The sequence below is a fragment of the Larkinella insperata genome (assembly GCF_026248825.1).
Classification (GTDB): domain Bacteria; phylum Bacteroidota; class Bacteroidia; order Cytophagales; family Spirosomataceae; genus Larkinella; species Larkinella insperata.
The window spans coordinates 4331967-4344760 of sequence record NZ_CP110973.1 but is presented as its reverse complement, the minus strand read 5'-3'; the positions used below and the strand labels follow the sequence as shown (position 1 = coordinate 4344760).

The following is a 12794-nucleotide window of genomic DNA, read 5'->3' as shown; positions in this document are numbered from 1 at the left end:
TAAAACGGGTCGACCTGGCGGTTTAACAGTCCGGAAGTCGATCGAGTCGCCCGGAAGAATGCGTCCAAGTGGCTTTCCATTTCGCCCAGAAAACCTACCTTATTATTCATCATAAGTCCCGACCCCAGTCCCATGAAACAGAAACACATTATTCTCCGAACCACGCAAACCGCCACGCGTGACCCCTTTCTAGGGGTTCTTTCGCAAGTTCGTACGGTTGAGTCGGTAGCCGCCGGGCTGGCCGTTGAAGTGGACGAAATTGAGCCCCGCAGGGTGTCGGCCGTAACGCGCGACTCCAGCGTGCTGGCGGTTGCACCGGCCATTCCGATGCGGTTGATCGAACCGCTTAACGTCAAGACAAGGGTCAAACCGGCGGCTCAGACCGTTGCCTGGGGCATCAAAGCCGTAGGAGCCGACACCTCCCCGTTCACCGGTTCGGGTGTGGTGGTGGCCGTGCTGGACACCGGTATTGACGCCAGTCACCCGGCGTTCGCGGGCGTTCAGGTGATCGAACAGGACTTTACGGGCGAAGGCAATGGCGATCCACACGGCCACGGCACCCACTGCGCCGGTACCATCTTCGGGCGGGCGACCAACAACACCCGGATTGGGGTTGCGCCCGGTGTTGAGAAAGCGCTGATCGGCAAAGTGCTCGGCCAAAACGGCGGTGGTTCCAGCGACCAGATTGTCAGCGCCATTCAGTGGGCGGGGCAGAACGGCGCCAACGTGATTTCAATGTCGCTGGGAATGGATTTTCCCGGCTTTGTCAAACAACTGATCGACCAGGGTTATCCGGTCGAACTGGCAACCTCCTACGCCCTCGAAGGCTACCGGGCCAACGTGCAATTGTTCGAACGGCTGGCGGCCCTGATTCGCATTCAGGGTTCTTTCGCCCAGGCGACGGTTCTCATTGCTGCGGCCGGTAACGAAAGCCAGCGCGATGTCAATCCGGATTTTGAAATTTCGGTAAGCCCACCGGCCGTATCGGAAGGCATGGTTTCAGTGGCGGCTCTGGGCGAAAGCGCGCAGGGCTTCATTGTGGCTCCCTTCTCCAATACCGGGGCCAATATTTCCGGACCGGGCGTAAACATTCTGTCGGCCAAACCCGGTGGCGGTTTTGCGCAGATGAGCGGCACCAGCATGGCGACTCCGCACGTAGCGGGCGTGGCGGCTCTGTGGGCTGAAAAGATTATGAAAACCGGCTTGCTGACTCCTGCGACCCTGATGGCAAAATTGATCGCATCCGGAACGGAAACGGGCATCAAAGCCGGTTTTGACCCCGCCGACGTGGGCACCGGCATGGCCCGCGCTCCGCAAGTGTGAGCAATCCCTGCAAATGAAAAAACCGGCATCTCTGCCGGTTTTTTCATTTTATACTTCTTCGCCGTACAGCTCCTCGCTTTTGCGCTTGCGGGGCTCCGGTTCCGGCAGCGGTTGCAGCGGCTGCGGATGGTCTTCGTAGGCGGAATTATCAACGGGTTTATACCGCGACATAAAGGAATACATCGCCGGAATGACAAACAGCGTCAGGATCAGTGAGAAGACAATGCCGCCCACGATCACGATCCCCAGCGGAATCCGGCTTTTGGCCGCGGCTCCGAGGCCCATCGCAATCGGCAGGGCGCCAAAGGCCGTCACCAAACTGGTCATCAGAATCGGGCGAAGCCGCAGCGCTGAAGCTTCAATGGCTGCTTCCAGCTTGCTCATGCCTTCCTTGCGCTTCTCATTGGCAAACTCCACGATCAAAATACCGTTTTTAGTAACCAGACCAACCAGCATGATGATTCCGATCTGCGAGAAAATGTTGAGCGTCTGGTTAAACATCCAGAGCGACAACACGGCTCCGGCAATCGCCAGCGGCACCGTTAACATGATGATAAACGGATCGGTAAAGCTTTCAAACTGAGCCGCCAGAATGAGGTAGATCAACACCAGCGCCAGCACGAACGCAAACAGCGTGTTCGATGAACTTTCGGCGTAGTCACGCGAGGAACCCGACAGGGCCGTCTGGAAGGTATCGTCCAGGGTGCGGGCGGCAATGGCCTGCATGGCTTCCACCCCGTCGCCGATGGTTTTGCCCGGTGCCAGACCGGCCGAGACCGTTGCGGACTTAAACCGGTTGTAGTGATACACTTGCGGAGGACTCGATACTTCCGAGAACTTCACCAGGTTGTCGAGTTGCACCTGTTCTCCAACGTTGTTGCGGACGTAAAACGAGGCCAGGTCGACGGGTTCGTCACGGTCGTCACGTAATACCTGCCCGATGACCTGGTACTGTTTCCCGTTCATCAGGAAGTACGCCAGCCGTCGGTTACTCAGCGCCAGTTGCAGGGTCTGCGCCACGTCCTGTACCGATACCCCGAGGCTGGTTGCTTTTTCGCGGTCGATGCTCAGGTTCAGTTCGGGCTTGTTAAATTTCAAGTCTACGTCGAAGCCCTGGAACGTCGGGTCTTTCTGAACCTCGTCCATGAACTTGGGAAGCACCTGCTGAAGTTTCTGGAAATTCAGGTTTTGAATGACAAACTGAACGGGAAGTCCACCGCCACCGCGGCCCACCTGGATGGTTTGCTCCTGGGTCGCGTTCATCCGGGCTTCGCTAAAACCTTTTAGGTTTTTGCTCAGGTAATCAGTGATTTCCTGTTGTGAACGTTCCCGCTCGGTCGGATCGACCAGGTTGAGCGACACAAAGCCCGAGTTGACAGCGCCGGCCCCGGAGTTACCGGGGGCAATAACACTAAACGTAAAGTTGATTTCCGGTACCGAATCCAGCACAAACTGGTTCACCCGGTCTGTAATGCGGCTCATCGCTTCGTAGCTCGTTCCTTCCGGGGCCGTGATCGGAATCCGAACCCGTCCACGGTCTTCCAGCGGAGCCAGCTCCGACTTCAGTTGGGAACCCAGACCAAAAACCAGCGCGAGACAAACGGCAATCAGCGCAAAGGCCCACCGCCGACGTTTCATAAAATCCGTCAGGGCCGATCGGTAGGAATTATCGAGCCATTGATAAAACGGTTCGGTTTTCCGGTAAAACCAGGAACCTTTCCCGTGGTCCTTGCTGACGAGCTTAACGCTCAATACCGGCGTCAGGGTCAGTGAAACAAAAGCCGAAATCAGAACGGAGCTGGCGACAACTACCCCAAACTCCCGGAAAAGCCGTCCGGTGAACCCTTGCAAAAAGATTACGGGCAGGAACACAATCGCCAGCGTGGCCGAGGTTGAAATAACGGCGAAGAAAATTTCTTCGGAGCCTTCCTTGGCTGCCCGTTTCATGTCCATGCCGCCTTCAATCTTCTTGAAGATGTTTTCCGTAACCACAATCCCGTCGTCGACCACCAGACCGGTAGCCAGTACAATCCCAAGCAGCGTTAACACATTGACACTGAACCCAGAAATATACATAACAAAGAACGTCCCGATCAGGGAAACGGGAATATCGATCAGCGGGCGGATGGAAATCAGCCAGTCGCGGAAGAACAAGTAAATGACGATGACCACCAGCACAAACGCGATGGCGATGGTTTCGGTTACTTCTTCAATTGATTTCCGGATGAAAATGGTCCGGTCGATCCCGTTCAGAATCCGGATGTCGGGCGGCAGTTCCCGCCGGATGTCTTCCAAACGTTTGTAAAATTCATCGGCAATGGCCACGTAGTTGGCTCCGGGCTGGGGAATCATCACCAGAATTACCCCCGATGCGTTGTTCTGTTTGGCCGCCGATTCTTCGTTTTCCGGTCCCAACACGGCGTAGCCCACATCCTTGAAACGGATAATCTGGTTGGAAGTTTGCCGCAAAATCAGGTTGTTGAAATCTTCTTCGGTAACCAGCCGTCCGGCCGCTTTCACCGTTAGCTCGGTGTTGTTCCCGTAAATTTTACCGCCCGGCAATTCGACGTTCTGGCGCGTCAAGGCGTCCTGAATATCCTGAGAAGTCAACCGGTAGGCTGAGAGCTTGGCCGGATCGATCCAGAGCCGCATGGCGGGGCGTTTCTGCCCGTAAATCATAACCTGGCTAACGCCCGGAATCGTTTGCAGACGCTCCTGCAACACGTTCTCGGCGTAATCCGACAGTTGCATCGGGTTACGGGTTGAACTCTGCACGGGCATGAAAATAATGGGGTCGGAGTTGGCATCAGCCTTGCTCACCACCGGCGGGGCATCAATATCCTGCGGAAGCTGCCGCTGGGCCTGCGATACCTTGTCGCGCACGTCGTTAGCCGCCCGCTCCAGGTCGGCACCCAGGTCAAACTCGATGGTGATGTTGCTGCTGCCGAGGGCGCTGGTCGACGAAATCGTCCGGATGCCTTCGATGCTGTTGAGCGATTTTTCAATCGGCTCGGTAATCTGCGACTCGATAATATCCGGGTTGGCCCCGACGTAACTGGTCCGTACCGAAATGATCGGCGGGTCGATGGCCGGGTATTCGCGTACGCCCAAAAAAGTAAAACCGATCACCCCAAACAGGATGATCACGATCGACATGACCATGGCGAAAACCGGTCGTCGCAGGCTTATGGAAGGTAGACTCATCGATTTTTTTCGTTATCTCATGCTTGCACTATTTCCTGCCGCCCCCCCGGTAGCAGGTCCATTTTGCCCCGTCAGCTTGTCCACTTTGGCCACCTTAACCGGGGAGTCGGGCCGCAAAAAGATCAGACCCGTCGTCGCCACGGAATCCCCCCGCTGCAACCCCTGCGTCACTTCCACCACGTTGGCATTCCGTAGACCGATTTTCACATCCTTGAAAACCGCTTTCCCGTTTTCGATGACAACGACCTGGCTACCCCGGGTTTGCGGAATCACCGACTGGGTCGGTACCACCAGCGCGTCGGTGGTGTTGATAACCAGATTCACTTTGGCAAAGGTACCGGGCCGTAAACTCGCGGAGTTGTTGGCAACCCGCGCCCGAATCCGCAAATTCCGGGTGGCTTCTTCCACGCCGGGTTCAATGGCGTACACTGCACCGTTAAATACTTTGTCGGAACCGTCGATCATAAACGAAATCGTACTGCCAATCTTGACCGCCGGACCGTATTTTTCCGGAACCGAAAAATCCAGCTTCATCGAGCTGGTTTGCTGCAACCGCGCGATTAACGTATTCGGCGATACCACCGCGCCCAGACTCACGTTCCGCAAACCGATCGTTCCGGAAAACGGAGCCCGGATTTCCGTCCGCCGAATGGACGCTTTGGTCAATTCAATATCAGCCAGGGCACTCTTCAAATTCGTGGACGCAATGTCGTATTCCTGCTGGCTGATTCCACCCCGATCGAGTAACTGTTTGTTACGCTCTTCGGTTCGACGATTATTTTCCTCAACGGCTTTCAACTTCAGCAATTGGGCCTGTAAATCACCGTCGTACAGCTTCACCAGCAAGGTTCCCTGGCTAACGGAACGCCCTTCCTGAATGTTTAGCTGCACAATCCGGCCCGAAACTTCCGGGTAAATATCGACCTGTTCGGCGGCAATAAGCGAACCCGTTGCCACCACTTCATCTTTCAAATTCTGCGAAGCCACTACAAACACGTTGATCGATGTTGGACCACCCGCACCGCGCCCACCGGGGCTACCGCCAGCCTGGGCACCACCCCGGCCGCCCGGATTGCCCCCCGGCTGCTGTTTGTAGAACTTGTTGTAATAAATAATGCCGCCAACAACCAGCAGCACTAATCCAATTGCAATCCACCTTTTCACAGAAATAAATGTTGAACTGAGCGCGGTATTACGCCCATTGGGAAAGTAACGTCCGGCAGCGCTCTACTGTCGAATTTTGATTTTTCAGCTAACTTAGCACCGAAATTACGGCATAACAACAAACCATGACAGTTGACGAATACATAAATCGACAAAACCCCGAAATTCATCGCCTATTAGACCATATACGCCGATTAATCCTGGAAGCAGCCCCTCGTATTCAGGAGAAAATTAATTGGGGAGTGCCCTTTTATTCGCATAAAGGACAGTTATGTTACCTCAATCCGCTGCGGAGTCCGGAGGTGGCCGTTGATCTCTGTTTTCTACGCGGTTACGAACTGGCTGATGATCAAAACGTCCTCGAAAACCGGGGGCGCCGGACCGTCCGTTCGCTGGTTGTCCGGGCGGGCGAGGTAAACGAGGAACTGATCCGGACGCTCCTGCAGCAAGCCGTGCTGCTCAACGAAACATCGAAGGAAAAACCGGCTACTTTGCAGCGAAAACGGGAGGACTGACCGGCCGACTGTGCGGCTCAACGGCCGCACAGTTTCCGGTATTCACACCATTCGCAAATCTTTTTTTCGCTCGTTTTCTGGAATGGCCGGGCGGGATCAAACAAGTCTGCAACAATTTTTCGTAGGTGATTTTCCGTCTGCCGTACAAATTCTTCGGGTGGCCCCAAATAAAGTTTGTTTTCCAGAAAACCGCCCTCCAGGTTGCGGAAGGAATAAAAACCGGCCACGACCCGCGTATTGGTTCCGTCGATCCATTCCTTATCAAACTGCAGGCCCCGGTTTTGCAGCATTTTTTTGTAAACCAGGTACTGGTACAGCCACAACTGGCGGGCCTTGTCTTTCTGCGAATCAGCCAGCAGCAGGTCAATGCTTTTGACGTCGGCATCCTTGGCTTCCACCTTGCCGGTTTTATAGTCGGCCACCCGGATGAGCGTCGTGCCGTCGGGTTGCCGCAGCCGCTCAACCCGGTCAATTTTTCCGGCAATCCGGATGCGCAGGGGGCCAATAGCCGTGTCAACGTCCAGAAACGTGTCCCATTCCTCTTCCGTTTGCAGCACTTCCAGATTTTGGCCGTACCGTTCCGTCTGCAAGTCGTTGAAACGCACCATCAGGTCTTCGCCAATCCGGTACAGCAGACGGTTGACGCCCGATTCGGTGACGCGGTTTTTAAACTGCTCTTCGTAATTGCGCTTCAGCGTGGTGGTCACGGTTTCGGCGCTGACTTCCTGGCCCGTCATCCGGTACTGCTGGTCGAGCATTTCGAGCGTGTTGTGAATCCACTGCCCAAACTCAGCCGCGTCCATTTCGTCGCTGACGTCCTCATCCTCCTGCATGCTGATGACCCGGCTGAAGTAGTATTTCAGGGAACAACTCAGGAAATTGTTCAGCAATGTGGGGTATATGCCGCCAAACGTGCGGTTTTTGACCGGGTTGAATTGGCCCTCCAATTCCTTTCTCAGTTTTTCCAGAATGGCTTCGCTTTTCGGAATGTCGAGCGAATCGTACGCGTCCAGCAACGGCTTTTTCTCGGCCATCTGACCAAAACGCACCGTCGGGTAACTCAGGGTTATCATTCCTTTCGAAGTCGGAACCAGTTCGTGTTCAAGCTGGCGGATAAACCGGCTTTTCTCGCCTTTGCTGGTCCCGTAGGCGTCGGCGGAGGTAACGTAAAGCAGTGAAACCTCCTTGGCCCGCTGCAGGAGTCGGTAAAAATGGTACGACATCACCGATTCCTGGTCCTGGTAAGTCGGCAGGCCAACGGCCGTGCAGGCATCGAAGGGCAACAGGGAATTCAGCTTACGCGACTGAGGCAGCACCCCTTCGTTCACCGACAGAATGATCAGCCGGTCAAAATCCAGCGCCCGGGTTTCGAGCATCCCCATTACCTGCAGGGCGCTCCCCCCCTCGCTTTCAAACGGAATGCTGGTCTGCCGAATCAGTTCGTACAAAAACTGCTTCAGGCTCCGGATATCCACCAGTTCGTTGCGGTCTTCGCGCTCGAGGGTGGTTTCCAGTTGCCGCAGCAAGTTTTGAAACAGGTACAAGTATTCGGCCTCGATGGCGTCCTGCTGCTCGGCATAGACGCCTTTCAGCACGTCGATCAGCGCGTAAAACTGCCGGATCACCACCAACGGTTTGTCGTCGGGCCACCGGCGGAACAGCACCTCGAACAGTGGATCATTTTCGCCCATCTGAATCAGTTGCCGCTCGTCCAGATACACCAGGTTATCGGTCGTGATGGCCGTGAGCGTCTTCTGGACAATGCGGGGGGCGTCTTCCGTCAACGCGGCCAACCGCCCCCGTTCGTACTGCCGGACAAACGGGTGATTCAGGATTTTGACGACGTGCCGGTAGTGGAATTTGGGGATGAAAACCGTGCCGCTGCCATCTTTTTTCTGGAAGCCCACCACCGTCCGCTGCATTTCGAACAGGGCATCAACCAGGGTGTAAAGGTGGGAATTCTGCAACGAAAGCCCCATTGTTACGTTCAGGTCGGTGACTAGTCCGCCGAGCGAATAGAGCACGGGCAACAGCAGCGTTTCGTCGCCCAGCACCAAGGCCGTGGTGCCGCCGTCCGGGTCGGAACCCGCCTTTTGCCGGTAGAGCTGGCTGGCTACTTTTGCCTGCATGCTGGCATTCGGAACGCCAATGACCTGAATATGTTTGGGCTTATTCGTCAGCAGGCTCTGCTCCCAGGTCCAGGGGCCGCTCCACCCTTCGGCTTTATAAGTCCGCAGCATTTTACCGGCTTCCTGCCGTCTCGACTGCATATAGTAAGCGTCGGTATCCCAGAGCATTTCGGCCTTCTGCGCCTTCACCAGCGTTTTCACGATTTGCTCCTCCGACCGGCTCAGGGCGTTGAATCCCACGAAGTAGAGTTGTTCATAAGCCGGATTATCGCGCACTTTCTCCTCAATCTGTTCGGCCAGCAGCCGGTAGGCCATGCCCCGGTAGGCCCAGCCTTTCGCCAGCAGCCGTTCGTGCAGGGCCTGATACGCCGTTTCGAGGTTCTCGAATAGCTTGAAATACCGCTGCGTACCGGCGGTTTCGAGTTTCGCCGGGCGGCCATCGGGGATTTCCAGTTTCCAGCGCTCAAGGGCTTTGGCCGCCGTCAGGTAGCTAAACAGCTCCGAGGGCGAAATCATGTACTGATCGATGCGGTCGAAATCGGTCAAAAGCACGCTGGCCCAGTTCAGAAACCGTCCGAATTCCAGCGACGCATCGATTTCCTTGAAAACTTCGTATAATTCAAACAGCAGACTGACCGGATCAATCAGCAGCACGCCCGCGCTCTGGGTGATGAAGTCATCGACGGCCAGCACGTGGGGCGACAAAAATGGCGTATCGGTTTGCTCACAGAGGTGTTGCTGAAAAATAGAAACCGCCCGGCGCGTCGGCACAATTACCCACACGTTGTCCATCCGCGTTTGATGGCGCTGGAAAATGTGCTGGGCAACCTCGCTTAAAAATGACATTTTACGAAACTAATAGGGTAATGCCGACTCAATGAAACCGGTCGGCCCGCACTTCCATCGTCTTCATAATTTCCGCTTCGGCTTCCAGAAACTCCTTCCAGCGTTTGCGGACCTTCTCCTTCGGCACGTATTCTTCGGCCAGCTCAATAAAATTACGGTAATGCCCGGCTTCCGAAATCATCAGTTCGCGGTAAAACTTCTGCAGGTATTCGTCCGTCAGGCTTTCCGACAGCAGCTTAAACCGTTCGGCGCTGCGGGCTTCGATCAGGGCGTTGAGCAGGAGCTTTTCCATCAACTGCTCGTTCCGATCGCTCGGCTTGCGCAGAATCGCCTGCAATTGATTCACGTACTCGTCTTTGCGCGGTTTCCCCAACGGAATGTTCCGTTTGCGAAGTTCCTTCAAAACACGCTGAAAGTGCCCCCATTCTTCGGCCACCACCGGCGTCAGCACCTCCACCAGTTTCTCGTGTTCGGGATACTGCACGATCAGCGAAATACACGACGATGCGGCTTTCTGTTCACAAAAAGCGTGATCGATCAGGATGTCGCCCAGGTTCATTTTGGCAACATCGACCCAACGCGGATCGGACGGAAGCTCTAAGCCTAAGGTCGTAATCACACTTCAATCAGTTTTTCCAGTTCAGAATCCCAGCGATAGGGTGAGTCGGGGGTCTGGTAGAAGCCCCCCAGCCAGCGTTCCACCGGGTTAAGCTGCCGACGCCCGGAAATGATGTCGGCCCCGGCTTCGGTCAGACTCACCCCCTCGTCGGTATACGCCCAGAGTTTGCCGTTCAACTGCCGGATGTATTCGGCAACGCTCAGGTCCGTGATGCCATAAACGCGGTCCTGTTGCAAGAAGCGCTCAATCAGCCGGTCTTCGGTCAGCGGGCCTTCCATCAGAATAGCCGTCAGGAGGTGTTCGTTCAGGTTCAGGTGGTTGCTGGTAAACGGAAACCGCTGCAAATGGTAGGTCAACGCGGTTTTCAGAAACCGTAGTCGCCCCAGATCCGCACCCAGCAGGTCCTGAACCGCCATCGGATCCGGCCCGGCGTAGGCCCGCCAAACCCGTGCCGCGGCATCCAGCTCGTGCGAAGTTAGTTCTTCGGCCTGCAAATAGAGGGTCGCCAGTTGGGCTCCGGTCAGTTGGCCCATGCCTTTGAAAAATGGTTCGCCCGGTACCGAATCCACTGATACCTGTTTGATTTTGGCGGCCTTTCGCGGTTGCTGGGCCAGTTGCGCCAGTAAGAAAACCAGGTTGATCTGGCAGAACAGATCGTGCTCGAACCAGAGGTAAATTTCGTCGTAATCGGCCGAATTCGCCAGCTTTTTCAGTTCCTGAACCACTTGCTGATCATAACTGTCCGCGGCCGGTTCTCCGGCGTAAACGGAAAGCCACGCCCGCCGGATGCCCCAGAATTCGTCGAGGGGGCCTTCCGCCTTGACCGGACCTTCCGACAGCGCTTCGCGCCAGATGAGGACATCGGACGGATCGGAGGGCCGGACGATGTTTGACTGGGCAAAGGCTTCGGCCGTTGCGTCGCCGTTGAGGATGTGCAGGGTTTTCACAGTACGAATTTAATCAAATAATAACCAATGTACCCCAAAAGAAAACGAACGGCTGATGGTTCGGAAATACGGGGCGCTGTAATACACCTGCCCCAAGAGCTCCTGGTTGGCGTGGGCTAACTTGACAAACAGCCGCACCCGGTTGATGCGGAAGTTGGCAAACGGTTCAGCCAGAATGAAATCATCCAGTCGAACCTCGTCCTGCAGGTGGTATTGCTGGGTGAGCGGCATGTACTGATCGGCAAAATACGCGGATTTGTAATGCGCCTGAACCCCCACGAGCACGTACAGTTTCTTGAACAGCAGAAAACCGTATTCCACCTGCGCATTGGCAAACAACTGCGGAATCCGGAGCACGTCGTCGCGCGAAACCAGCGTATGATAACCCTGCCCCAGCAGCCTGAATTTGCCCGCCCGGAACTCCAGCCCCAGCCCCGTCCGGAAAACACTGAATGCCTCCGGGAGTTGCCGCGGCATGGCCAGCGTATCGAAATAAATGTAATTGGTCAGCAGGTAATAATCCAGGCTGGGACTTAGCTTGAGTTTCCCCAGCCGCACATTCAGCAGGCCGTAAATGTGTTGCGTACCGCGTAACCCGAACTGCGACGACAAGCGGCTGAGGTGGTCCCACTGGTAGATGTTGCTGATGTAGCGTTCCTGCAGCAAGGTCGGTGAGGCAAATATACTTTCGTATCCCCCCACCAGAAAACGGCTTTCGATTCGGCCCTGAAACCGGAAGTCGCGCCCCAACAGGTATTCCATTTCGGCCGTAACGCGCGTCAGGCTGTCGGGAAAATAATAGCCCAGCCAGCCCCCCACGTAGGTTTCGAACCGACTGCTTTTGTAGCTTTCATCCGGCAAAAGCCGGGCGGCATTGTATTGATTCGTCAGACCGTAAAGGCGGTTTCGAAGCCAGGCCCGGTAATTGAACGCCGACCGACGAAACGAAAACTGGCCTTTCAGCCCAATCTGATTATCCAGTGACTGAAACAGCGTTGTCTGGCGGGTTTCGACACTGTCGTACACAAAATCGGGATACAGCGGTTTTCGGGCCGGATTCGACGGTTCGGGAAACGCCAGTCCTTGAGCCAGATCGGTATCGGTATAGCGGTAGCTCTGCGCCCGTAAATCGAGGGTCTGATAAACCTGAAAAGCCGTGTCGAGAACGTACTGCTGATAAAGATGGAACTCATTTCGCTTTTCGTGGGAGTTCGCATTCGTCAGAATAGGGTCGCGGTCCAGGGTAGGGTCAGCGACGTTGGCGGTGGTACTAGCGGGTTCGGTGATGCCCCCCTGATCAACGGAACGGTGGTTGAGGTTGTTATAATGCGCCAGCAAGGTGTACTTGTTTGTGCGGGAGCGGTAGTTGGCGTGGACCACAAAATTCCAGTTTTCCACCAGCCGCGGTGTCGTCGTTACATTGCCACTTCCCCCCACAAACTGCACGTCCGATGTCATCCGCTGGAGGTTAAAGCCGGTATTCAAGCGTGGATTGATGTTTCGGGCGAAATCAAAATTTACCATGTTCTGACCGCGTCCTCCAAGCACCAGATACATATTGGTGAAGGGTGAGCGGGTATCGAAATACCGAACCGTCTGGGTCTGATAACCGTAGAGCGTGTAGGCATTCAGGCCAGTCTGGGAACCGATGGCCGGCGTTGCGTAGAACACGGAGCGCAAAGCAGTTCCCAGGTTGCCCAAATCCGTATACAAGTAGTTATAGCGACTGAGGTAATTGGTTCGCTGAACGTCTTCCAGCGTTGTATCAATCGGAATGAGCGTTTTGCGGTTGTTCAGTACGTCGCTTTCCAGAAAATACCGTGTGGTGGTGGGCCCATAAATCAGTTTGGTCGAGTCGTCGAGGATTGGTCCTCCGGAATTTCCTCCCTGACTGCCCGTGCTGGTTGCCTGCCCGCTGGCCCCCATTCGGTTACCGCCAAACTGCGGCATGCGGGTTGGCAACTGGGCCTTCGCGGGCAAGGTTGCCCAGATAAACAGAATACTTACACTCAGAATATAAACAAGACGCATATTGTCTGAACTAGGA

General features: G+C 55.3%; 8 protein-coding genes. 2 read left to right on the top strand and 6 right to left on the bottom strand.

Features of this window, described 5'->3' with window-relative positions:
* The first annotated feature begins 132 nt into the window (after positions 1-132).
* A complete protein-coding gene (locus OQ371_RS17520; RefSeq protein WP_265989476.1) occupies positions 133-1323 on the top strand; it encodes a S8 family peptidase in 1191 nt (396 codons plus the stop codon).
* A 48-nt stretch (positions 1324-1371) separates the two neighbouring features.
* Here the strand turns inward: OQ371_RS17520 and OQ371_RS17515 are convergent, their stop codons facing one another.
* Entirely contained in the window at positions 1372-4527 is a 3156-nt protein-coding gene (locus OQ371_RS17515; protein WP_265989475.1) for an efflux RND transporter permease subunit, read from the bottom strand.
* Between the two features lie 12 nt (positions 4528-4539).
* Complete coding sequence (locus tag OQ371_RS17510; protein WP_265989474.1) at positions 4540-5691, bottom strand: efflux RND transporter periplasmic adaptor subunit; 1152 nt, start codon at positions 5689-5691, stop codon at positions 4540-4542.
* Positions 5692-5816: 125 nt separating this feature from the next.
* Between OQ371_RS17510 and OQ371_RS17505 the strand changes: the two genes are divergently transcribed.
* Entirely contained in the window at positions 5817-6206 is a 390-nt protein-coding gene (locus OQ371_RS17505; RefSeq protein ID WP_265989473.1) for a DUF1801 domain-containing protein, read from the top strand.
* A 17-nt stretch (positions 6207-6223) separates the two neighbouring features.
* Here the strand turns inward: OQ371_RS17505 and OQ371_RS17500 are convergent, their stop codons facing one another.
* The 4 genes from OQ371_RS17500 to OQ371_RS17485 are packed head-to-tail and all read right to left on the bottom strand — an operon-like array spanning position 6224 to position 12778.
* Complete coding sequence (locus OQ371_RS17500; protein WP_265989472.1) at positions 6224-9181, bottom strand: PD-(D/E)XK nuclease family protein; 2958 nt, start codon at positions 9179-9181, stop codon at positions 6224-6226.
* 28 nt (positions 9182-9209) lie between these two features.
* Complete coding sequence (locus OQ371_RS17495) at positions 9210-9797, bottom strand: MiaE family protein (RefSeq protein ID WP_265994331.1); 588 nt, start codon at positions 9795-9797, stop codon at positions 9210-9212.
* Entirely contained in the window at positions 9797-10747 is a 951-nt protein-coding gene (locus tag OQ371_RS17490) for a DUF1835 domain-containing protein (RefSeq protein WP_265989471.1), read from the bottom strand. Before OQ371_RS17490 ends, OQ371_RS17495 begins: the two co-directional genes overlap by 1 nt.
* A gap of 9 nt (positions 10748-10756) precedes the next feature.
* On the bottom strand, positions 10757-12778 hold the full coding sequence (locus tag OQ371_RS17485; protein WP_265989470.1) for a putative porin: 2022 nt from the start codon (positions 12776-12778) through the stop codon (positions 10757-10759).
* Positions 12779-12794 lie beyond the last annotated feature (16 nt).

Excerpts from the sequence above, each read along its gene's own strand:
- OQ371_RS17520 (WP_265989476.1), top strand. The coding sequence starts at position 133 with ATGAAACAGAAACACATTATTCTCCGAACCACGCAAACCGCCACGCGT.
- OQ371_RS17515 (WP_265989475.1), bottom strand. The coding sequence starts at position 4,527 with ATGAGTCTACCTTCCATAAGCCTGCGACGACCGGTTTTCGCCATGGTC.
- OQ371_RS17505 (WP_265989473.1), top strand. The coding sequence starts at position 5,817 with ATGACAGTTGACGAATACATAAATCGACAAAACCCCGAAATTCATCGC.
- OQ371_RS17500 (WP_265989472.1), bottom strand. The coding sequence starts at position 9,181 with ATGTCATTTTTAAGCGAGGTTGCCCAGCACATTTTCCAGCGCCATCAA.
- OQ371_RS17485 (WP_265989470.1), bottom strand. The coding sequence starts at position 12,778 with ATGCGTCTTGTTTATATTCTGAGTGTAAGTATTCTGTTTATCTGGGCA.